Origin of the sequence: Erythrobacter colymbi (assembly GCF_002155685.1) — a bacterium.
GTDB classification, from domain to species: domain Bacteria; phylum Pseudomonadota; class Alphaproteobacteria; order Sphingomonadales; family Sphingomonadaceae; genus Erythrobacter; species Erythrobacter colymbi.
Genome location: NZ_MUYK01000011.1, coordinates 39,562 through 59,638, shown reverse-complemented (window position 1 = coordinate 59,638; position 20,077 = coordinate 39,562). Strand labels below are relative to the sequence as shown.

The following is a 20,077-nucleotide window of genomic DNA, read 5'->3' as shown; positions in this document are numbered from 1 at the left end:
AGCGCGCAGGACATGGGTTCGATCACCAATTCGGCAGGTTCGTTCTTCAACCGCTCGCTCGCCCAGATGGCGGACCTGCGGGCCGGGATCGAGCGCACCCGCACCCAGATCGCCACGGGCCGCAAGTTCGAGCGCGGATCGCAGGATCCCGCCGCGGCCGCGCAGCTGCGCTCGGTCGCCCGCCGCGAGGCACTGGCCGAGGTCGAGGGCGATAACGCCGCGCGGCTCGGGCAGGATCTCGGCGCTGCGGCAAGCGAGGTGCAGTCGGTCACCGCCCTGCTCCAGCGCGCGCGCGAGCTGGCCGTGCAGGCGGCGAGCACCGCCACCGGCACTGACGGGCGCCGCGCGATCGCTTTCGAGCTCGAGCAATTGGGGCAGGAGCTGTTCAGCCGCTCGAACGCTGTCTCGCTCACCGGAGAGCCGCTGTTCGCGGGCCAATCGACCGGTGCGGCCTTCACCCGCGATGCGGCGGGCAACGTCACCTACACCGGCACGCCCGATAGCGGCGCAGTGCCGATTGCGCCGGGCACCGCGATCGAGCGTGGCCTGCCGGGCAGCGAGGTGTTCCAGTTCGACCTCGGCGGCACACCGACCAGCGCCTTCGCCGTGCTCGGCGCGCTTACCACCGCGCTTCAGGGCGGATCGCCCGATCCGGTCGCGGCGGCCAATGCCTCGATCGCCGGGCTCGACGCCGCGCTCGATACCGCCAACCGCGCAACGACCATCCTCGGCACCCGCATGGCGTGGGTCGAGCAGGTCGAAACCCAGCAGGCCGAACGCAGGGTCGCCCTTGCCGAACGCCGCACGCGGGTGGGCGACACCGATGTCGCCGATGCCATCGCCCGGCTCCAGCAATCGCTGACCGCGCTCGAAGCGAGCCAGGCGGCCTTTGCCCGGGTCAGCTCGCTCACCCTGTTCGACGCCCTGCGCTGATCCCTAGGAGTCCTGTCCCGTGTTTGCTGCCATCGGCATCGTCGTGCTGCTCGCCCTCGTGTTCGGCGGCTTCGTCCTCGCAGGGGGCGCGCTGGGCCCCGTGCTGGCGGCGCTTCCGCTCGAATTCATGATGATCGGCGGAGCGGCGACGGGCGCGATTCTGATCGGCAACTCGATGCACGAGATCAAGCTGCTCGGCGGCGGCCTGGGGCGGGTGTTCAAGGGGCCGCGCTACAGCGATCAGGACCATATCGACGCGATCGCGCTCACCTCCAAGCTGATGAAGATGCTGCGTTCCGAAGGCGCGGTGGCGCTGGAAAGCCATGTCACCGAGCCCGGCTCATCGACCCTGTTCTCCGAATATCCCAAGCTGCAGGCCGACCCCGTCGTCACAGGCATGATCTGCGATCCGCTGACGCTGATGGTGGTGTCCTCGGGCACGCTCGATACCCACGCGGTCGAGGACGTGATCGACGCCTCGATCAAGACCCAGCTGCACGAGATGGACGAGCCCGCGCACATGATCCAGGGCCTCGCCGACGCGCTGCCGGCGCTCGGGATCGTCGCGGCGGTGCTCGGGATCATCAAGACGATGGGCGCAATCGACAAGCCGCCGGAGATCCTTGGCCACATGATCGGCTCGGCACTGGTGGGGACCTTTCTCGGGGTGCTGCTCGCCTATGGCTTCGCCTCGCCGCTGGGCGGCAGGCTCAAGCAGATCAACACCCACGACCAGCAGATCTTCCATTCGATCAAGCAGGTGATCATCGCCAGCCTGCACGGCTATCCCCGGCCGCTGGTGCTCGAAGCCGCGCGCGCCGGCCTGCCGCCTGCGCACCGGCCGAAGCTGACCGACCTGCTCGACATGATGCGGGGCCGCTGACATGGCGGACGCAGGCGGCGCGATCCCCGCCCCGATCATCGTCAAGAAGATCACTATCGTCGAAGGCGGCCACCACGGCGGCGCGTGGAAGGTCGCCTATGCCGACTTCGTGACCGCGATGATGGCCTTCTTCCTGCTGCTGTGGCTGCTCGGCGCCACCGAGGAGAAGCAGCGCAAGGGCATCGCCGACTATTTCACGCCCACGCTCGTCAAGATGCGGCAGAACAGCGCCGGGGCGGACGGACTGCTGGGCGGCTCCTCGCTGACCGATCCCGACAATTACCCCAACCGTCAGGGCCAGACCGGCACGCGCACCATCACCATCCCGCGCGGGGTGACTGGCGGGCCCTCCGAAGCGGGCGGGCGCGGCGAGATGGATTCGAAGAAGCTCAAGGAGCTGCAGGACAAGATCGAGCGCAAGCTCGTCCAGCGCCGCCAATTGAAGCACCTCGCGCGGCAGGTGCGCGTGATGCGCTCGCCCGAGGGGATCCGCATCGACCTGATGGACAATGCCGACTTCTCGATGTTCGAGCTCGGCACGACGATCCTGACCAAGGAAGCGCGCGGGCTGCTCGAGGTGATGAGCGAGACGCTGAAGGACGAGATGTCGCCGCTGATCATCCGCGGCCACACCGATTCGCTGCCGTGGCGCAGCGGAGTGGCGGCGAACAACTGGTCGCTCTCCACCGGCCGCGCCGAAGCGACGCGCCAGGCGCTGGTGCTGGGCGGGGTGGCGCAGACCCGCTTCGCCCGGATCGAGGGCGTGGCCGACACCGAACCCCTCGTCACTGACGACCCCGCCGACCCGAGAAACCGCCGCATCTCGCTCCTGCTGCTCGACGCCCGCAGCGCGCCGCTGGGCGGAGCGGGGGCGGAATCGCCGCCGGGCAAGGGCAAGGGTGTGAAATAGCCCGCCGCAGCCGACTGCTGCCTAATGGAAGTGCGTCAGCTTTCGAGCAACTGCGATCCGGGTCAGGTTGACCGGAGGTGGGTGGTTTTCTGCCATCGACCACACCGTCACCCCGGACTTGATCCGGGGTCCAGCTTTTCCTTCTTGATGCGCAGGACGCTTTGTGGGTTTCAGGCAATCCGGCACCGGGTCAGCCGGAACACCTCACCCATGCCGATGTCGAGCAGCGCCTGCCCTAGCGCGTCGCTCAGGAAGAGCTTTTCATGCACCGCCTCCTCGAACCACAGGTCGGGGCCCTCAAGCGCGCGCGGCGACAGGACAACCTCGCCCGCGGATTTCGACCGGTTGATGTGCCAGATCTGCAACCCGCTGGCCTTGTCGACGACGAACTTGCGCGCATCCTCGCACCGGTCGACCAGAATGCTGTTCTGGATGCAGCCGAAGTTGAGCAGGAAGAATTCGCCCGGATAGGGCGTCGCCAGATCGGCCTGATAGACCGGAAACGGGATCAGCCCGCCCTCGCCAAGATCGAACCGCGCGAGGGTCTCGGCGAGCTTGCCGCGCACGACGAAGAATCCAGCAGAGCAGAAGATGTCCCCGACACGAAGGAATAGCTTATCGTTGAAAACTGCCTCCGCTTCTGGGAACAAGTCTCGGCGGACAGCCTTGCCCTGAGTGTAGTCTCGCAGGGCAGCCAAGTGCTCTTGCGTAGCTGACGGCAGAACCTCGTCTGCAGGATCCCAATCGCGCCCAAAGTGCTTAGTCCTCGTGCCGAGTTTCTCACCAAGTCGATTATTGCTGAGAACATTACTCATCCACGCGCCGCTGCTCATGCTTTTCCCCGCCATTCCGGCCTCTTCCTCCAGCGGTCCGCTTTGCCGCTTGCCAAAGATCACCGCGCCATCCCTTTCACCCGAAATACCACCGGCGCCGCACCCACAGCACTACCGGCATCGATGCCAGTCCGAGGCTGGCAAACAGCACCGTCGCTCCGGTGCGACCGAATTGGCCGACGCCGACATCTTCGACGATCCACGCGAACAGTCGCACTTTGGTGCTGTCGATCCCCGCCAGCTTCCCAGTCCACGCCATCAGAGCCAGAAAGCCGAAGCACGCCAGTGACAGCACGGCAGCCGCAATATCAGAGCGCATCGAACATCCCCTCAGCATCAGGCAGTTCCGCACGCACCATAACCATAGATTTGACGGTGGAGAAGAAGCCGGACCCCGGATCAAGTCCGGGGTGACGGGGACGGCAGCTCTGGGGTCGCTTTCGGAATGGCGGGAATTTTCCAGCAGGGAGGCGAGGCTGCCATGCTGCTTTCGGGATCACGCACTGGTCACGCTCATGACCGCAGGTGGGTGGAAAGGCGAATGGAGGGTTTTGCAGGATTACATCAGGGTTTCACCTGGTTCGAGCGGCGCATCGATCACGAGGAATCTCTTGCTTTCATCGCGAACGAAGTCTGGATCTGACGCCAGATATCGAGCAAAGATTGCCGGCGACATTCGCTCTCGGGCAGCCATTGCCGCTGGCGAAGGCGAAGCATTGTGGGTGATCGCAAATATCCGATAGGGCACAAAGTCGATTTCATCAGGATAACCTGGAGCAAGATGAACCTTGTAGAACGAAACAAGCTCACCCGAGTCCAGGCGAAATGCGAAAGTGACAATCATTCGCTCGTTGTCACCTGAATGGCTAACCAGCATATCGCCGTTCGTTGAATTCCTTACAGCGATTTTGCCTTCGTAAGTAGTCGCAACGAAATTTGGATCACGCATCGGTCGCGGGTAAGTCGGCGAGACTTTTGACAACTCAATCATGCGATCGCGTTTAAATTGGAGCATCTGCTCGTAGCTTGCTTTCCAGTCTGGTTCATTTTGCTGCGCCACATTCGCCTCGCTGACATCTTCCGCACTGTTCTCGCATCCCGTTGCGAGAACAGTAAACACAGATAGCAGCGCGTATATGGGCACGCTGGTCCCCTTGAGCTTCGACATCATCGCCGCCTTACCGTCGCTGGGTTCCCCAATGAAACGAGGACTAAGGCTATGACATGCGCCCCTTAATGTCTGATTGAATTACCCGGGAAGTTGGCTCCAGATGGCAGCTATGGGGTCGATAGCTGAACGTCAGTTTTTCGCCGGAGCAAGGCTGAAGCCGCCATCCTCCCCTCTCGTCACCCCGTGCCTGATACGGGGTCAGGCTTCTTGTTCGCGTCCGGAAGCAAGGGGAGCCAAGTCCCGTGTCAGGCACGGGGTGACGGCGGAAGATTTTCCTACTCGTCCGCCAGCCGCTACGATGCGCCCGGCTCTTTCCCATCGTTCTGCCCGGCCCGTGAGGCCGTTTGCCACCCGAGGCGCGCTTTTCGCCCGCGCCCCCGTGTCCGTCCGCGTAACGGAACCTGATGCAGATCGTTGAAATATAGACGAATTACGCGAAATTCCAAAGCGGACACGGTGTCCGCTTTGTCCGCTTTTCTGGCCGGACGACATGAAAAAGCCCGGAGCCGCGAGGCTCCGGGCTTTGTGGGCCGCCCCCAGGGGAATGGGGCGGCGCGCGGGTGGGGGCGCTGGCTTAGCGGAGCAGCGACAGCACGTTCTGCTGCGACTGGTTCGCCTGGGCGAGCATCGCGGTCGAGGCCTGGCCGAGGATCTGGGCCTTGGCGAGCGCGGTGGTTTCGGCCGAGTAGTCGGTGTCCTGGATCCGCGAACGGGCGTCGGACAGGTTGGTCGAGACGTTGGTGAGGTTGTTCACCGCCGACTGCAGACGGTTCTGGCTCGCACCGAGCGTCGCACGGGTGGTGCTGATGCTCTCGATGTCCGAGTCGATGTCGGTCAGCGCGGCGCGGGCGTTGGTGCCGTCGGTGCCGGTGACGTCGAACGAACCGGCAGCGCCGCCGCCAGCGGTCAGCGCGGTGAGGTCGTCGAGGGTGATGTCGACGGTGTCGACGTCATTCGCGCCGGCCAGCACGGTCACGGTGGCGACCGAACCGTCGAACAGCTTCACGCCGTTGAATTCCGAGTTCGAGACGACCTGGCCGATCTGCGCGGTCAGTTCGTCGACTTCCGCCTGGATGTTGTCGCGGTCGGTGTCGGCGTAGGTGTCCGAACCGGCCTGCACGGCCAGCTCGCGGACGCGCTGCAGCATGTTGGTCACTTCGTTGAGCGCGCCTTCCGCCGTCTGGGCGAGGCTGATGCCGTCGTTGGCGTTGCGAACGCCCTGCTGCATGCCGCGGATCTGCGAGGTCATCGAGTTGACGATCGCGAGGCCGGCCGCGTCGTCGGCGGCGCTGTTGATGCGCTTGCCGCTCGACAGGCGCTCCATGGCGGTGCCGAGCATCTTGCCGGCAGCGACAGCCGAGTTGGTGGCGCGCATGGCCGAGGTGTTGGTGTTGATCACGTTCATTGTTCAAACTCCCGAATGGTCAGGCAGGACGAACAGGCCCGTCGCTGCTGGCCCATAGAGCGGCCGCCGTTCCGGATGTTTAAGTCTGAAAAAAATATATTGAAATACAATGCTATAAATCTATTTGGTCGGAGCCCCGCCGCTCCCGGGCACCCGGCCCCTAGGTGTTCGTCGCAGGCCGATTAGGGAAAGCTACGGGGGCTTAAATTTGCCTCGCGTCCAGCCTGTGTGCGGCAGAGCTTTGCCGAGACCAACCACACAGGGGCAAAACAGATGCAACCGGCGATCAGCACGACGCGCCGCGCAAAGGCGGAGGCTGAGGCGGACCACGCGGCCTCCACCGGCGGCGCGCATGATATCCTGATCGGCATGACCGTGCCGCTGATGGGCGGGCGCTGGCAGCGCGACCGGATCGTGCTCGGCGAAAACCTGCCGCCCGCGATGGCAGCCGGCATCGCCCGCAGCGGCAAGATCGCGATCGGCCTCGACCACGCCGATACGCCCGTGCTCGCGCTGAACGGAGCGGGGCGCATTTCGCTTTCCTATGATCCCGCCGCGCTCCCCCAGGCGCGCGCGGCGCTGATTGCGGCTTCGGCGCAGGGCGGCTGGCCGGTCGCGGGCGATCCGCAGTCGCTCGCGCTGCTGACGCTTGCCGAGCGCATCGCCGCCTCCGACATTCCCGTTCTGCTCGAAGGCCCGACCGGCACCGGCAAGGAAGTGCTGGCGCGCTTCGTCCACCGCCTCTCCCCGCGCGAGGCTGGCCCGTTCGTCGCGGTCAATTGTGCCGCCATGCCCGAAGCGATGCTCGAAGCCCTGCTGTTCGGCCACAAGAAGGGAGCCTTCACCGGCGCGGCCGAAGCGGGCGAGGGCCTGTTCCGCGCGGCCGACGGCGGCACGCTGCTGCTCGACGAGATCGGCGAGCTGCCGCTGGCGCTGCAATCCAAGCTGCTGCGCGCGCTTCAGGAAGGCGAGATTCTCCCGCTCGGCGCCACCAAGCCGCTCAAGGTCGATGTCCGCATCGTCGCCGCGACCAACCGCCATCTGGCCGCCGAGGTCGAGGCCGGACGCTTCCGCGAGGACCTGCTCTACCGCCTCAACGTCTTCCCCCTGCGGCTGCCCGCCTTGCGCGACCGCCCGGGCGACATCGCCGCGCTCGCCTTCGCGATGCTGCTCCGCCACGCGCCTGCACCGGGCCAGCCGGGCTGGATCGCGCGCGACACCATCGAAGCGCTTGAGAGCCATGCATGGCCGGGCAATGTCCGCGAGCTCGAAAACGTCATCCGCCGCGCGATCCTGCTGGCCGGCAATGCGAGTGCGCTGGCGGCCGAGCATATCGTGTTCGACACCGCCGTGCGTGCCGTGGCCGATACCGCCGTGGCCGCACCCGCGCTCGCCCCGGCCGCGAGCGGCCAGCGCTCGCTTTCCGATGTCGCCTTCGCATCCGAGGCGCGCGCGATCCTCGAAACGCTCGCCAGCCACGGCGGTAACCGCGCCGCGACCGCGCGCAGCCTCGGCATCTCGGAGCGCACGCTGCGCTACCGGCTCGCCTCGATGCGCGGCGCAGGCATGCTCGCGGCGGGAGGTGCGGCATGAGCGCGGTGGGTCGCATCGGGTTCGGCGTCGAGGACGTGATGGCGCTGCGCAGCCAGGTGCTCGCCCGCAGCGCCGCGCTGCGCGATATCCGCGCGGCGAGCGAGACGGGCAGGGCCTTCGCCCCCGCGAAGGCGCCGGGCGCGGGCTTCGCCGATACGCTCAACAATGCCCTGCGGCAGGTCAACGCGGTGCAGGAGCACTCCTCCGCGATGCAGGTTGCCTATGAGCGCGGCCAGGTGACCGACATCGCGCAGGTGATGCTCGCGCGGCAGGAGGCGGGCGTGGCCTTCGAGGCGACGCTGCAGGTGCGGAACAAGCTCCTCAACGCCTATCAAGACATCATGCGGATGGGGGGCTGATAGATGGCCGACACCCTTCCCGTGCCCGCCGATCCCGCGGGTCTGCCCGCCGCGCCGCCCGCTCCCGTGACCGGCTGGCGCACCATGCTGCCGCCGCAGGTGGCCGGCTTTGTCAGCCAGCCCGCGCTCGCCCGCGCGCTCCCCGCGCTGGGCGGCCTTGCCGCCGTGGGCGCGGCGGGACTGCTGTGGATGGCGATCTCCTCCGGCCCCGACCGGGTGCTCTACACCAGCCTGACCGACGCCGACCGCGCCAAGGTGGTCGAGACGCTCGAAGGCGCCGGGATCGCCTATTCGATCGACAACAGCACCGGCGCACTCTCGGTTGCCGAGAACGACGTCTACAAGGCCAAGATGCTGGTCGCCAGCAACGCCGGGATCGCCGCGCCCGAAGGGGCCGAGGCGATGCTCGACACGATGCCGCTCGGCACCTCGCGCACGCTGGAGGGCGAACGCCTGCGTCTGGCGCGCGAGCGCGAGCTCAATCTCACGATCAAGGAGATCGACGGGATCGAGAGCGTGCGCGTGCACCTTGCCACGCCCGAGCGTTCCGTCTTCGTGCGCGACAACAATCCGCCCAGCGCCTCGGTGATGGTGCGGCTTGTGGGCGGGCGCAGCCTCAGCCCCGAACAGGTGGGCGCGATCGTCAACCTCGTTTCGGCCTCGGTTCCGGGGATGAGCGCCGATGCGGTGCGCGTGGTCGACCAGACCGGCCGCCTGCTGTCCGACCCGCGCGAGCAGGCGGGCGAGGGCCTCACCCTCCAGCGCGAGCACGAGGCGAAGCTGCGCGAACAGCTCGACACCCTGCTGCTGCCGCTGCTGGGCGAGGGCAATTTCAGCGCCCAGGTGCAGGTCGAACTCGATCACAGCGATGTCACCACCGCGCGCGAGACCTACGAGAAAGAGGGCGCGATCCGCACCGAGAGCGCGCGCAACGCGCAGCGCACCGGGGCCACGCCCGCAGGCGGCGTGCCGGGGGTTCCAGCCAACACCCCGCCGCCGCAGACGCAGCTGGTCAACGGCCCGCCCAACCCAGCGCCGCCCGCACCCGGCACGCCTTCGACCGATACCGAAACCGCGACCGACCGCTCCTATGAGCTGGGCCGCGAAGTCGCCGTGACCACCGCCGGACCGGGCGCATTGAAGAAGCTCTCGGTCGCGGTTGCGGTGAGCGACAAGGCGCTCAAGGCCGCCGCGCCCATGACCGCGCAGCAATTGCAGGCACTTGTCAGTGCGGCAGTCGGCGCGAACACCCAGCGCGGCGACACCGTGCAGGTGGTGGCGAGCAAGTTTGAACCCGCCGATCTTGAAGCGCCCGCCTTCTACGAACAGCCGTGGTTCGCGATGCTGGTTCGATACGGCGCGGCGCTGCTCGCGGTGCTGCTGGTGCTGCTGCTCGCGGTGCGCCCGCTGATCGGGAAGATCAGGGGCAAGGGCGACAAGTCCGCCGCCACGACGCCCGAGGGCGAGGCCTCTCCGCTCGCGCTCGCCGACAAGGACGAGGACGAGCAGGAGGACGAGGTCGCAGCCCTCGCCGCCGCGGCGCAGGACAGCGGCACACCGCTCGCGGATCTGCCGCGCCAGGTCGAGCTCGCCCGGCGGCTCGCCGCGCAGCAGCCCGAACGCGCGGTCGAAGCGCTCCAGCGGATGCTCGAAGCGCCTGACGCACCTGCTGACGGCCCGGAAGCGGAGGCGGCATGATCCCCGAAGCGCTCCCCACCCCCGGCGCTCCGGCGCTGCTCAGCCGGGTCGACCGTGCCGCGGTGTTCCTGATGCTGCTCGGCGACGAGGAAGCCACGGGCCTCCTGTCGCGCCTCAGCCCCGCCGAGCTCGAAAAGCTCGGTGCCGCGATGATGGCGCTGGGCGAGATCGAACAGCCGCACATGGCCGAAGCCCTCGCCGACTTCGCGGGCGAGGCGGCGCGCGAGATGCTGCCGATGCGCGGCCGCAACGACCGGGTGCGCACCCTGCTCGACAAGGCACTGGGCCCGGCGCGTGCGGAAAGCATGATGCAGCGGATCGAGCCCGATGCCGCCCCGCGCAGCCTCGAGCTCGCCAAGTGGCTCGCGCCCGGCGTGCTGGTGCGGCTGATCCTCGACGAGCACCCCCAGGTGATCGCCGCGCTGCTGCTGCTGATCGAGCCCGAGCCCGCCGCCGAAGTGCTGGCGATGCTCCCGCTCGAACTCCAGACGCTGGTGGTCGAGCGCGTGGCCAAGAGCGGCGCGATCTCCGCCACCGCGATCAGCACGATCGACACGCTGCTGACCCAGCGGATCACCGCGACCTACGGCACGGCGGCGCTGATGCTCGGCGGCCCGCGCGATGCGGCGAACCTCATCAACCTTGCCGCGGGCGAACTGCGCAACACCGTGCTCCCCGCCATCGCCGAACGCGATGCACCGCTCGCCGAGAAGATCGAGGAGCAGCTGTTCACCTTCGAGATGCTGTTCGTGCTCGATCCGATGTCGATGGGGCGGCTCCTTCGGGATGTCGACAACGAGAAGCTTGTCGATGCGCTCAAGGGCCTCAAGGAAGCCGACCGCGCGCCCTTCTTCGCGGCCATGTCGAGCCGCGCGGCGGACGGCGTGCGCGACGAGATCGAACTGCGCGGGCGCCTCGCCAAGAGCGACGTCATCGCGGCACAGAAGGCGATCGTCGACATCGCCAGGGGCCTTGCCGATGCGGGCGAGATCGTGATCGGAAGCGGCAGTGGCGAATTCGTCTGACTGGCTCGGCGGATGGGCCGCAGCCGAGGTGGAGCAGCACGAGGGCGCGGCCCCCGGCTGGATGGCGCTGCTCGGCGAGGGCTCGGGCTTTCGCGAGGCCGCGTTGTTCGGTGCGCCCGAGCCCGAGCCTGCCCCGCCGCCGCCCGAGCCCGATCCGGTCGAAACCCCGCCCGATCCGCTGGCGGACGCCATCGCCCGCGCCTTTGCCGAGGGTGAGCGCGCCGGTCGCGCCGCCGCCGAAGCCGAGGCCGAGGCCCGCGCGGCGCGGCAACGTGCGATCCGTCTGACCTTCCGCGCGCTCGATGAAGCCGCGCTCGGCGTGCTGGCCGATGATCTTGCGGCGACGGTGGTGCACCTCTGCGAAGGCGTGTTGGGCGAGGCCGCGCGCGATCCTGCCTCTTTGCGCGAACGCTGCATCGCCGCCGCCCGCCGTATCGGCGGGGCGGCAGAGGCGCTGGTGCTGCATCTCCACCCCGCGGACATTGCCTTGCTCGGCGAGGAGGCGCTCGCGGGGATGCGGCTGGTGCCCGACCCCGCGCTCGAACCCGGCAATGTCGTGATCGAGGGGCCGGAGGGCACGATCAGCGACGGCCCGGCCGAATGGCGCCGCGCGATTGCGGCGGCGCTGCGCCTGTGATCGCCGAACTCCAGCTCGATCTGGCGCGGATGCGCGCCGCTTCGGTCACGTCAGGCCCGGTGCTGACCGGGCGCGTGGTCGCCTGCGACGGCGGGCTGATCGAGGTCGCGGGCCTGCCGCTGCCGGTCGGCTCGCTGGGGCTGATCGAGAACGATGCGGGGGCGGAATGCCTCGCCGAAGTGATCGGCTTTCGCGCGGGCCATTCGCTGATGATGCTGCTGGGCGACGCCATGCTGCTGCGCCCGCAGGCGCGGGTGCGCGCGCTTGGCAGTCCGGGTGAGGTGCGCGTCGGCAGTGCGCTGCTCGGCCGCGCAGTCGATGCGCTGGGCGATCCGATCGACGGTGGCCCGCGGCTCGATCTGCCGCAGGTCTGGCCGCTCGCCGGCAAGCGCGAGGGCGCGCTGGAGCGGGCGAGCGTGGCGCAGCCCTTCGATTGCGGCGTGCGCGCGATCAATGCGCTGGCGACGATGGGCGTCGGCCAGCGGCTCGGCATCATGGCGGGCTCGGGCGTCGGCAAGTCGGTGCTGGTCGATACCATCGCCGGGCACGCGGTTGCCGATGTGGCGGTCGTCGCCCTCATCGGCGAGCGGGCGCGCGAGGTTTCGGACTTCGTGAACCGCCACATGGCCGGGCACCGGCGCGGCGGGATCGTCGTCGTCGCCGTCCCCGCCGACCACGCCCCCAACCTGCGGCTGCGCGCGGCGCAATATGCGAGCAGTATCGCCGAATATTTCCGCTCGCAGGGCAAGCGCGTGCTGCTGATCCTCGACAGCCTCACACGCGTCGCCCACGCCGCGCGCGAGCTGGCGCTGGTGCTGGGCGAGCCGGGCGCGGCGCGGGGCTATCCGCCATCCGCCCTCGCCGCGATCACGCGCCTTGTGGAGCGCGCCGGCAATTCCGCCCGCTCCGGCGAGGCGGTGACGGGGGTCTACACCGTCCTCGCCGACGGGGACGACACCAACGATCCCGTGGTCGATACCGCGCGGGCGATTCTTGACGGGCACATCGTCCTTTCGCGCGAACTGGCGGCGCGGGGGCATTACCCCGCGATCGACGTGCCCGCGTCCCTCAGCCGCGTGATGGACGACCTCGTCCCGCGCGATGTGCTCGCCGCCGCGCGGCATCTGCGCGGGCTGATCGCGGCGCGCGAGAGCGGGCGCGATCTGGTGATGATGGGCGCCTATCGTGCAGGCGGCGACCCGCTGCTCGACGAGGCGCTGGCGCTCTCGCAGCCGATCGACGCCTTCCTCACCCAGCCGCGCGGCGAGGCCGTGGCGCTGGCGGACAGCCACGCGGGCCTGCTCAAGTTGATGGCCCCGGCGCATGCGTGAGGCCCGCCGCCTCGCGCTGCTGCGCCGTCAGAGCCTCATCGCCGATGTCGCGCGCAAGCAGGCCCTGCGCGGGCTTGCCGAAGCGCTCGAGGCCGAGGCGCGAAGCCATGCCCTTGCCGAACGCAGCCGCACCCTCGTCGCGATCAGCGCGCCTGAGGCGGGGGTGACGACGGGGGCGGCCTTGCAGGGGCGCGCGGCCTTCACCGCCGGGCTCGCGCAGCTCGCGGTCAACGCCGGGGACGCGGCGCGCGATGCCTCGCGCCAGAGCACCTGGGCAAGCGAGACCCTGACCCGCGCCGAGACCCGCGCCAAGCGCCTCGCCGAAATGACAGCGGAGGCGCGCGCGGCGCTCGAAACCGTGCAGGCGCGGCGCGAAGCTGCTCGCGGTTTGCCGCTGGCACGCAAGTTGCAGAGCCGCGGGCAAGACTGACCCGCAGCGACGAGGATGATCCGCGACGTGACCAACCTGCTCTCTCTCCTGCCCGACATGCCCTCGCTTACCGTTCCGCTCGCGAACGGTGCGGCGGTGCTGCCTGCCGAGGGCGCGGCGGGGCTCGATTTCGCCGGGCTGCTGGGCGCGGCGACGGTGCCGCCGCCCTCCGTGGGGACGGCGATGCAGGTTCTTTCCGCCGCCACGCCCGATGTGCCCGCAACCCTGCCGGGCGAGGTGCCGCCGACGCTCCTCCCCGCGACGGCAGCGGTGCTTCCGGGCCTGCCGGGCGGCAAGACCTTGCCGGAGCCGGGCGCGCACTTGCCGCCCGCGCTGCCGTTGGCTGCGCGTGGGGAGGTGGCCGAGGTGGCCGCGCCGCTGCCGCAAGTTGTAGCGCTGCCTGAGGCGGCTCGCCCCTCGCCCGAACCCGCCGGCGCGCCGCTCGCGGAAGGCGCGCCGGTCGCGATTGTGGTCGCCCCTGCGCTCACGCCTGCCAGCACGGAGCGCCCGGAGATTATCGCGCCCGAACCCGAGGTCGCTCCCTTGCCCGAGCCGAAGCCTGCCCCCGCACGCGTCACGACGGTCGCGCCGCAGACTGCTGTGCCTGTGGCGATGTCCGAGAGCGAGCTTGCCGAAGATACCGCCCCGTCCGAGCCAGCCCTTGCGGTCGAAACGGCGAGCGATCCCGATACCGACACCGATCAGCCCGAGACGGTTGCCGCCGTTCCGCTACCCGCGCCCGTCCTGCTGGCTGCACTGGCGACGCCCGCTCCAATCAGCGCCGCTCCCGCCACCGCGCCGTCGCCCGAGGCAGCGCCTGCCGCCCGCATCCAGCGCACCGCGACTTTGACGACCGCCGCGCCGCGTCCTGCTTTGCCCGTCACCCCTGACGAGGCGACAAGCGACCCGCCCGCCAGCCCCTCGCCCGTCACCCCTGCGGCACTGTCAACCGATCCCGATCCGGCCGCCGCACCCGCGACGACCCCCGCGCTCGCCGCCGCCACGCCTGACGCCCTGCCGTCCGCCGCGCAGCTCGCTGCGCCCCAGCACACCCCCGCCACCCCCGCGCCCGAGCGGGCCGCCGCACAGCCCGTCCCCGCGCCGCAGCTCGAATCGACCATCGCGCAGGTCGGCGATATCCGCGAGGCGCTGCGCTCCGCCCGGCCTTCCATGACCGTGCATCACGCCGAGTTCGGGATGGTCTCGCTCCGCCTCGAGCAGGCCGCGCCGGAACAGTGGCGCGCGGTGCTGGCGAGCCGCGATCCGGGTTTCATCCCCGCGGTCCAGGCCGCGCTCGCCGACCGGGCGGTCGCCGCCACCGCCGATGCCTCGGCCAGCTTCACCGGCCAGCACGGCGGCATGCACCAGAACGGGACGTCAGATCACCGCTACGGGGCTTCCCCTAACGGGGGTCAAGGATCGTCTCAACCATACCTGGGCCAATCCGGCTCCCGAGACGGCGAGGCTGCGCCGGACCACCGCCGCCCCTCCACCGCTGCCGCCCTTGCCGGGCGGGGCGGCAGCGAGGAGCGGGACGAGGGTTCCGCCAGCCACGCCAGGGCACAGGGCGGCCTCTTCGCCTGATCGCATGCGCATGAAGACCAGGGAGCTGACACGGCATGGCCAAGGGTAAGGACAAGTCCGAGAACGCCGGCGAGGGCGGCGGCAAGTCCGGCAAGGGCGGGATCATCAAGATCGCGCTCGGCGCGGTGCTGCTGCTCGGCGTCGGCGCGGGCGGGGCCTATGGTGCCTTCGCGATGGGCCTGATCGGCACCGGCGGCGAGGCCGAGCACGAGGCCGACCAGCCCAAGCTCGTCCTCAAGACCGAGGAAGATCCCTATGCCCCGGCGGGCGAGGGCAAGGACAAGGAAGCCGCCGCGCCCGTCTATGGCGAGGGCGGCAGCAAGTATCGTACCGCCTATTACTCCTTCGCCGACAGTTTCACCTCGAACCTCGCGGATTCGCCGGGGCTGATCCAGGTCGAGCTGGCGGTCTCCACCCGCCGCGACGGGCGCGTGCTGCAATGGGTCAAGACCCACGAGCTCGCGATCCGTTCGGCGATCATCACCCAGCTCGCCGCCACCACCGAAGCCGAGGCCTATAGCGTCGAGGGCAAGAAGAAGCTCGCCGGGCGGCTGACCAAGGCGGTCAACCAGGTGCTGGAAGAACAGGAAGGCTTCGGCGGGATCGATTCGGTCGTGTTCAAGGGGTTCCTGGTCCAATGAGGATGGGTCACGACTTCGCGCCCGCGCGCGCCGCCGCGGTGCATTGCCCCGAGCTGACGACGCGCGGGCCGCGCCCCGAGGAAACCGCCGCGCTGATGGCCGCGTGGCGGCGCGATCTCGCGCGACTGCTGGCCGATGATCTCTCGGGCCTGCTGTCGGGCGACCGGCTCGACGTCAACATTACCGAGCCCGAGAAGCTTTCCGGCGCCGACGCGCTGCGCAGGATCGGGCCGCTCGCCGCGAACAGCCTGATCCGCTGCGGCGCGAGCGGCGAGACCGCGCTCCTCAGCTTCGATTTCGCCACCGCCATCGCGCTCACCGACCGCAGCTTCGGCGGAGACGGGCGGGTGACGGGGCACGTCCCCGAGGCCCTGCCGCGCTCTGCCGCGCTGCTGGTGGAGGAGACCGCGACGATGATCGCCGGCGCGATCACCACCGCGAGCTTCGGCGACATGCCCCCGCCCGCAGGCCTCGCCTCGGCAGGCGAGGTGATCGTGCGCAGCGAAAGCGCGGCGCGGCTGAAGCCCTTTCCGCTCGATCGCGAGACGCTGTTCTTCGTGCTCGAGATCGCCAACCGGCAGGGCAGCACCTGGCGCGCCGCGCTCGCCGTGGCGGCCGAGCGGATGGCGCGTCTGCTGCCCGGCACCGGACGGCGTGCGCGCCCCCGCGGGCCGCGCACCCCCGCCTCCGGCTTGGCTGCACCCTTTGGCGCGATGCCGCTGCCGCTCCACGTGGTGCTGGCCGAATTCGACCTCTCGCTCGCGCGGCTCCAGAGCCTTGCGCCGGGCGATACGATCCCGCTCGCGATGGGCCGGCAGGTGCCGCTGATGGCCGGCGAGACGCTGGTCGGCCACGGCGCGGTCGGCACCGCCGAGGACCGCATGGCGATCCGCCTCACCCGTATCCCTCAATCCGCTCAGCCTGCCCCGTCCTTTCAGCCTGAAGGTGTCGCACCATGACCGCTTACCAACCCGCCGCTTTTGCCCGCTTCGGCGATGTCGCCGTGCGCCTCTCGGTCGAGCTGGGCCGCACCGAAATGCCGCTGCGCGACGTGCTGATGCTGGGCGAGGGGAGCACCGTGACGCTCGACCGGCTGACCGACGAGCTGCTCGATGTCACCGCCAATGGCCGCGTGATCGCGCGCGGCGAGGTGGTGGCGGAGAAGGGGCGCTTTGCCCTCAGGATCGTCAGCCTCGTGGGCGAGGACGGGCAGGACGTGCCCCCCTCGGGCGAGGGTTCCGCCGCCGAGCCGTCGGTTGCCGCCGACGACGCGCAGTAAGCGCGCAAGGGCAGGGGTCGCACCATGATCGAATATCTCCTGCGGCTGGCCCTGCTGCTGCCGCTGCTGGCGGGGCTGATCTGGGGGAGCCTGTGGCTCACCCGCTGGCTCCAGACCCGCCTGCACGGCACGCCCGGCGGGGCCGGAGCGCCGCGCCGCCAGCTCCAGCTGGTCGAGACCAGCCTGATCGCACCGGGCATGAAGCTCGCCGTGGTGCGCTTCCATGACCGCGAGATCCTGCTGGGCTGCACCCGGCACGGGATGGTGCGGCTCGGGGAAGCCCCCGCCGCCGCTGCCGCGACCGTCGCTGTCCTCCCGGAGACCGAGTGATGCACCGCTCTGCCCTTGTCCGCGCGGCCCTCGTCTGCCTTGCGGCGTTAACCATGTTTTTCGTGATGCCCGACTTCGCCCACGCGGCAGCGCCGGGCGCGGCGATCCCGGCACCCGATCCGGTCTCTGCGGGCGTCGGCACCGCGATCGAGCGCGCGCTGGGCGACAAGGGGGCGGGCGATGACAGCCCCCTGAGCCTCTCGCTCCAGCTGCTGGTGGTGATGGGCCTTCTCACCATCCTGCCCGCGCTGGTGCTGATGATGACGAGCTTCCTGCGCATCCTGGTGGTGCTCTCGATCCTGCGGCAGGCATTGGGCCTGCAAGGCTCGCCCCCGGGGCAGGTGCTGGCGGGTCTTGCGCTGTTCCTGTCGCTGTTCGTCATGGTCCCGACGCTCGACACCGTGAACAGCGAGGCGATCGCGCCCTATGCCGCCGGGACGCTCTCGGCCGATGAGGCGATCGGCAAGGCGGGGGAATCCTTCCACGCCTTCATGATCCGCCAGACCCGCGAATCGAACCTCGTGATGTTCACCGACATCGCCGGCGGCGGCACCTTCAAGAGCGGGGCGGACGTTCCCTTCTCGATCCTGCTCCCCGCCTTCGTCACCTCCGAGCTGGAGACCGCCTTCCAGATCGGCTTCATGATCTTCCTGCCCTTCCTCGTGATCGACCTCGTCGTGGCGAGCGTGTTGATGAGCCTCGGCATGATGATGCTTTCGCCGACGATCATATCCCTGCCCTTCAAGCTGCTGCTGTTCGTGCTGGTCGATGGCTGGGCGCTCTTGATGGGCAGCCTTGCGATGAGTTTCAGTTGATGGGCGAGGAAACGCAGCTCCTCGCACTGGCCGACCAGACGCTGTGGGTCACCGCGCTGATCGCAGGGCCGGTGCTGATCGCGACGCTGGTCGTCGGCCTCGTCGTCGGGATCATCCAGGCGGCGACTTCGGTGAACGAGCAGACCCTCAGCTTCATCCCCAAGCTCGCGATCACCGCGCTGGTGTTCGTGGTGCTGGGCGCGGCGATGATGGGGCTGCTCGCCGATTTCACCCGCGACCTCATGGCGCAGGTCGCCAATCTGAGCGCATGACGCCATGAACGTCCTCGACTTCGGCTTCGGCAGCATCGAGGCGCAGCTGTGGCTGATCGCCTTCCTGTCGATCCGCTGCGGCGCCGCGCTGATGGCCGCGCCGATGATCGGCGGTAACGCGGTGCCGGTGCAGCTGCGCATCCTGCTCTCCCTCGTGCTCGGATACTTCGTCGCGAGCTGGGTGCCGATCGCGCCGTCCCCGCCGATGATGAGCATCGCCGCGGTGATCGCGGTGCTGCACGAGGTCGCGGTGGGCCTGATGCTCGGCTTCGTGCTGCAACTCGCCTTCGCCATTCCGCTGGTCGCCGCCGAGCAGATCGCCGGGACGATGGGCCTTGCCATCGCCACCTCGATCGATCCGGCGAGCGGCGCGCAATCGGGGGCGCTGGGCACATTCTTCGGGCTCGTCCTCAGCCTGCTGTTCTACGCCACCGGCGCGCACCTTTTGTGGTTCGAGCTGCTGACCGAAAGCTACCGCCTGCTGCCCGCAGGCCAGTTCGCCTTCGGGGCGTGGCGGGCCGAGAGCGTGGTGATGTTCTTCGGCTACGGCCTCGCCACTGCCGCCGCGATTGCGCTGCCGGTGGTGCTGGTGCTGCTGCTGGTGCAGGTGGTGACGGGCCTCATCGCCCGCTCCGCGCCGTCATTGAACCTCTTCGCGCTCGGCCTGCCCGCAGGGGTGCTCGCCGGGATCGCCGCCATGATCATCGCGCTGCCGATGATGACCGGGCAGATGCGCGGCGCGATCACCGCCGCGCTCGAACAGACCGAGGCCCTGCTCCAGCCGGAGGCGCCATAAATGGCCGAGGAGACCGCCGGCGAAAAGACTTTCGCCCCGACCCAGAAGCGCCGCGAGGATGCGGCCAAGAACGGCGACGTCCTGCGCTCGCGCGAGCTGGCCACCGCCGCCTCGGCGGGCGCAGGGGCGCTGGCGCTGTGGGGGCTGGGATCGTGGCTGACCGAGGGCATGGCCGCGACTGCGCGTGCCGGCTTCCGCTTCGACCGCGCCGCGCTTGACGGGTTTACTCCCGGCGCGTTGCTGGGCGATGCCGCGCTCGCCGCGCTGCCGCCGGTGCTGGCACTGGGCGCGATCGTCGCCGTCACCGCCACCGCCTCGCAGCTGCTGCTGGGGCAGGACGGGCGCTGGATCGCGGGCAATGCCGGGTTCAAGGCGCGCCGGATCAACCCGCTCTCCGGCATCAAGCGCATCTTCGGGATGCAGGGCCTGATCGAGCTCGGCAAGGGCCTCGCCAAGCTCGCGCTGCTGGGCGGGATCGCCTGGGTCTGGGCCAAGGGGCGGATGGGCGAGCTGCTCGCGCTTGGCAGCCTGCCGTTCGAGGCGCAGGTCGCGCGCTCGATCGAGGCCTTCTCCTCGCTGATCGGTGCGCTGCTGATCGGCCTCGTGGTGATCGCCGCGATCGATTACCCGCTGCAACGCTTCCAGCGTGACAAGCGCCTGAAGATGAGCCTCCAGGAAGTGCGCGACGAGAACAAGCAGTCCGAAGGCTCGCCCGAAATGAAATCCGCCCGCCGCCAGCGTCAGCGCGATCTCGCGCGCGGGGGCGTCGCCAAGGCGATGAAGGAGGCGCAGTTCGTGATCGTCAACCCGCTGCACTTCGCGGTGGCGCTGACCTATGATCCGGCCCGCGCGCCCGCGCCGCTGCTGCTGGCGAAAGGCCGGGGCGAGACCGCGCTCGCCATGCGCGAGATCGCGGCGGAAGAGGGCCTGCCAGTGCTCGAATACCCGCAGCTCGCCCGTGCGGTCTATTTCACCACGCGTCCGAACCAGATGGTGCGCGAGGAGCTCTACATCGCGCTCGCCTCGCTGGTGGCCTTCGTGCTCGCCCTGAAGCGCGGCCAGCGCCCGCGCCGTCCGGTGGTGGAGGTGCCGCAGGGCCTGCGGTTCGATGGCGACGGGAGGCCCGAAAATCATGCTTAAACTTCGCGCCAG

General features: G+C 69.3%; 23 protein-coding genes. 19 read left to right on the top strand and 4 right to left on the bottom strand.

Going from position 1 to position 20,077, the window contains the following annotated elements; all coding sequences use genetic code 11:
* Positions 1-12 precede the first annotated feature (12 nt).
* The 3 genes from BZF57_RS16080 to BZF57_RS16070 are packed head-to-tail and all read left to right on the top strand — an operon-like array spanning position 13 to position 2,726.
* The gene (locus tag BZF57_RS16080) at positions 13-933 is read left to right on the top strand and encodes a flagellin N-terminal helical domain-containing protein (protein WP_086739901.1); all 921 of its coding nucleotides are present in this window, start codon (positions 13-15) and stop codon (positions 931-933) included.
* 19 nt (positions 934-952) lie between these two features.
* Positions 953-1,816: a flagellar motor stator protein MotA gene (motA, locus tag BZF57_RS16075; RefSeq protein WP_086739898.1), complete on the top strand. Its 864-nt coding sequence runs from the start codon at positions 953-955 to the stop codon at positions 1,814-1,816.
* Between the two features lies 1 nt (position 1,817).
* The gene (locus BZF57_RS16070) at positions 1,818-2,726 is read left to right on the top strand and encodes a flagellar motor protein MotB (RefSeq protein WP_086739897.1); all 909 of its coding nucleotides are present in this window, start codon (positions 1,818-1,820) and stop codon (positions 2,724-2,726) included.
* Positions 2,727-2,896: 170 nt separating this feature from the next.
* Here the strand turns inward: BZF57_RS16070 and BZF57_RS20880 are convergent, their stop codons facing one another.
* From BZF57_RS20880 to BZF57_RS16055, 4 genes are all read right to left on the bottom strand, one after another.
* Positions 2,897-3,622 carry a hypothetical protein gene (locus BZF57_RS20880; RefSeq protein WP_143738533.1) on the bottom strand — a complete coding sequence of 242 codons (726 nt, stop codon included), beginning with the start codon at positions 3,620-3,622 and terminating at the stop codon, positions 2,897-2,899.
* Between the two features lie 13 nt (positions 3,623-3,635).
* Positions 3,636-3,878: a hypothetical protein gene (locus tag BZF57_RS16060; RefSeq protein WP_086739893.1), complete on the bottom strand. Its 243-nt coding sequence runs from the start codon at positions 3,876-3,878 to the stop codon at positions 3,636-3,638.
* Between the two features lie 240 nt (positions 3,879-4,118).
* A complete protein-coding gene (locus tag BZF57_RS20875) occupies positions 4,119-4,727 on the bottom strand; it encodes a hypothetical protein (protein WP_143738532.1) in 609 nt (202 codons plus the stop codon).
* Between the two features lie 577 nt (positions 4,728-5,304).
* A complete protein-coding gene (locus tag BZF57_RS16055; RefSeq protein ID WP_086739891.1) occupies positions 5,305-6,135 on the bottom strand; it encodes a flagellin N-terminal helical domain-containing protein in 831 nt (276 codons plus the stop codon).
* Positions 6,136-6,408: 273 nt separating this feature from the next.
* Here BZF57_RS16055 and BZF57_RS16050 point away from each other — a divergent pair, with 273 nt between their 5' ends.
* The 16 genes from BZF57_RS16050 to BZF57_RS15975 are packed head-to-tail and all read left to right on the top strand — an operon-like array spanning position 6,409 to position 20,065.
* On the top strand, positions 6,409-7,728 hold the full coding sequence (locus BZF57_RS16050; RefSeq protein WP_086739888.1) for a sigma-54 interaction domain-containing protein: 1,320 nt from the start codon (positions 6,409-6,411) through the stop codon (positions 7,726-7,728).
* Positions 7,725-8,087, top strand: coding sequence for a flagellar hook-basal body complex protein FliE (gene fliE / locus BZF57_RS16045; protein WP_086739885.1), 363 nt, complete (start codon positions 7,725-7,727; stop codon positions 8,085-8,087). The genes BZF57_RS16050 and fliE overlap by 4 nt, the downstream gene beginning before the upstream one ends.
* A 3-nt stretch (positions 8,088-8,090) precedes the next feature.
* On the top strand, positions 8,091-9,785 hold the full coding sequence (gene fliF, locus BZF57_RS16040; protein WP_086739883.1) for a flagellar basal-body MS-ring/collar protein FliF: 1,695 nt from the start codon (positions 8,091-8,093) through the stop codon (positions 9,783-9,785).
* Entirely contained in the window at positions 9,782-10,810 is a 1,029-nt protein-coding gene (fliG, locus tag BZF57_RS16035) for a flagellar motor switch protein FliG (protein WP_086739881.1), read from the top strand. The genes fliF and fliG overlap by 4 nt, the downstream gene beginning before the upstream one ends.
* Positions 10,794-11,447, top strand: coding sequence for a FliH/SctL family protein (locus tag BZF57_RS16030; RefSeq protein ID WP_086739879.1), 654 nt, complete (start codon positions 10,794-10,796; stop codon positions 11,445-11,447). Before fliG ends, BZF57_RS16030 begins: the two co-directional genes overlap by 17 nt.
* Positions 11,411-12,778: a FliI/YscN family ATPase gene (locus BZF57_RS16025; protein ID WP_420810219.1), complete on the top strand. Its 1,368-nt coding sequence runs from the start codon at positions 11,411-11,413 to the stop codon at positions 12,776-12,778. Before BZF57_RS16030 ends, BZF57_RS16025 begins: the two co-directional genes overlap by 37 nt.
* The gene (locus tag BZF57_RS16020; protein WP_086739876.1) at positions 12,771-13,208 is read left to right on the top strand and encodes a hypothetical protein; all 438 of its coding nucleotides are present in this window, start codon (positions 12,771-12,773) and stop codon (positions 13,206-13,208) included. The genes BZF57_RS16025 and BZF57_RS16020 overlap by 8 nt, the downstream gene beginning before the upstream one ends.
* 15 nt (positions 13,209-13,223) lie before the next feature.
* Positions 13,224-14,792, top strand: coding sequence for a hypothetical protein (locus BZF57_RS16015; protein ID WP_086739874.1), 1,569 nt, complete (start codon positions 13,224-13,226; stop codon positions 14,790-14,792).
* 35 nt (positions 14,793-14,827) lie between these two features.
* Positions 14,828-15,433 (top strand): flagellar basal body-associated FliL family protein, encoded by a 606-nt coding sequence (locus BZF57_RS16010; protein ID WP_086739872.1) that lies wholly within the window; start codon positions 14,828-14,830, stop codon positions 15,431-15,433.
* Positions 15,430-16,392 (top strand): flagellar motor switch protein FliM, encoded by a 963-nt coding sequence (locus BZF57_RS16005; protein WP_086739870.1) that lies wholly within the window; start codon positions 15,430-15,432, stop codon positions 16,390-16,392. Before BZF57_RS16010 ends, BZF57_RS16005 begins: the two co-directional genes overlap by 4 nt.
* Positions 16,389-16,712 (top strand): FliM/FliN family flagellar motor switch protein, encoded by a 324-nt coding sequence (locus BZF57_RS16000; protein ID WP_086739868.1) that lies wholly within the window; start codon positions 16,389-16,391, stop codon positions 16,710-16,712. Before BZF57_RS16005 ends, BZF57_RS16000 begins: the two co-directional genes overlap by 4 nt.
* 24 nt (positions 16,713-16,736) lie before the next feature.
* Positions 16,737-17,042 (top strand): flagellar biosynthetic protein FliO, encoded by a 306-nt coding sequence (locus tag BZF57_RS15995; RefSeq protein WP_086739866.1) that lies wholly within the window; start codon positions 16,737-16,739, stop codon positions 17,040-17,042.
* A gap of 53 nt (positions 17,043-17,095) precedes the next feature.
* Positions 17,096-17,857 (top strand): flagellar type III secretion system pore protein FliP, encoded by a 762-nt coding sequence (fliP, locus tag BZF57_RS15990; RefSeq protein ID WP_143738531.1) that lies wholly within the window; start codon positions 17,096-17,098, stop codon positions 17,855-17,857.
* The gene (locus BZF57_RS15985) at positions 17,857-18,129 is read left to right on the top strand and encodes a flagellar biosynthetic protein FliQ (RefSeq protein ID WP_086739862.1); all 273 of its coding nucleotides are present in this window, start codon (positions 17,857-17,859) and stop codon (positions 18,127-18,129) included. Before fliP ends, BZF57_RS15985 begins: the two co-directional genes overlap by 1 nt.
* Before the next feature lie 4 nt (positions 18,130-18,133).
* On the top strand, positions 18,134-18,925 hold the full coding sequence (locus BZF57_RS15980; protein ID WP_086739859.1) for a flagellar biosynthetic protein FliR: 792 nt from the start codon (positions 18,134-18,136) through the stop codon (positions 18,923-18,925).
* Positions 18,926-20,065 carry an EscU/YscU/HrcU family type III secretion system export apparatus switch protein gene (locus tag BZF57_RS15975; protein ID WP_086739857.1) on the top strand — a complete coding sequence of 380 codons (1,140 nt, stop codon included), beginning with the start codon at positions 18,926-18,928 and terminating at the stop codon, positions 20,063-20,065.
* Positions 20,066-20,077: the final 12 nt, after the last annotated feature.

Bases quoted from the DNA above. Each gene is read 5' to 3' on its own strand.
- BZF57_RS16080 (WP_086739901.1), top strand. From the start codon at position 13: ATGGGTTCGATCACCAATTCGGCAGGTTCGTTCTTCAACCGCTCGCTC.
- BZF57_RS16070 (WP_086739897.1), top strand. From the start codon at position 1,818: ATGGCGGACGCAGGCGGCGCGATCCCCGCCCCGATCATCGTCAAGAAG.
- BZF57_RS16060 (WP_086739893.1), bottom strand. From the start codon at position 3,878: ATGCGCTCTGATATTGCGGCTGCCGTGCTGTCACTGGCGTGCTTCGGC.
- BZF57_RS20875 (WP_143738532.1), bottom strand. From the start codon at position 4,727: ATGTCGAAGCTCAAGGGGACCAGCGTGCCCATATACGCGCTGCTATCT.
- BZF57_RS16055 (WP_086739891.1), bottom strand. From the start codon at position 6,135: ATGAACGTGATCAACACCAACACCTCGGCCATGCGCGCCACCAACTCG.
- BZF57_RS16050 (WP_086739888.1), top strand. From the start codon at position 6,409: ATGCAACCGGCGATCAGCACGACGCGCCGCGCAAAGGCGGAGGCTGAG.
- fliE (WP_086739885.1), top strand. From the start codon at position 7,725: ATGAGCGCGGTGGGTCGCATCGGGTTCGGCGTCGAGGACGTGATGGCG.
- fliF (WP_086739883.1), top strand. From the start codon at position 8,091: ATGGCCGACACCCTTCCCGTGCCCGCCGATCCCGCGGGTCTGCCCGCC.
- fliG (WP_086739881.1), top strand. From the start codon at position 9,782: ATGATCCCCGAAGCGCTCCCCACCCCCGGCGCTCCGGCGCTGCTCAGC.
- BZF57_RS16025 (WP_420810219.1), top strand. From the start codon at position 11,411: ATGGCGCCGCGCGATTGCGGCGGCGCTGCGCCTGTGATCGCCGAACTC.
- BZF57_RS16020 (WP_086739876.1), top strand. From the start codon at position 12,771: ATGCGTGAGGCCCGCCGCCTCGCGCTGCTGCGCCGTCAGAGCCTCATC.
- BZF57_RS16015 (WP_086739874.1), top strand. From the start codon at position 13,224: ATGATCCGCGACGTGACCAACCTGCTCTCTCTCCTGCCCGACATGCCC.
- BZF57_RS16010 (WP_086739872.1), top strand. From the start codon at position 14,828: ATGGCCAAGGGTAAGGACAAGTCCGAGAACGCCGGCGAGGGCGGCGGC.
- BZF57_RS16005 (WP_086739870.1), top strand. From the start codon at position 15,430: ATGAGGATGGGTCACGACTTCGCGCCCGCGCGCGCCGCCGCGGTGCAT.
- BZF57_RS16000 (WP_086739868.1), top strand. From the start codon at position 16,389: ATGACCGCTTACCAACCCGCCGCTTTTGCCCGCTTCGGCGATGTCGCC.
- BZF57_RS15995 (WP_086739866.1), top strand. From the start codon at position 16,737: ATGATCGAATATCTCCTGCGGCTGGCCCTGCTGCTGCCGCTGCTGGCG.
- fliP (WP_143738531.1), top strand. From the start codon at position 17,096: ATGTTTTTCGTGATGCCCGACTTCGCCCACGCGGCAGCGCCGGGCGCG.
- BZF57_RS15985 (WP_086739862.1), top strand. From the start codon at position 17,857: ATGGGCGAGGAAACGCAGCTCCTCGCACTGGCCGACCAGACGCTGTGG.
- BZF57_RS15980 (WP_086739859.1), top strand. From the start codon at position 18,134: ATGAACGTCCTCGACTTCGGCTTCGGCAGCATCGAGGCGCAGCTGTGG.
- BZF57_RS15975 (WP_086739857.1), top strand. From the start codon at position 18,926: ATGGCCGAGGAGACCGCCGGCGAAAAGACTTTCGCCCCGACCCAGAAG.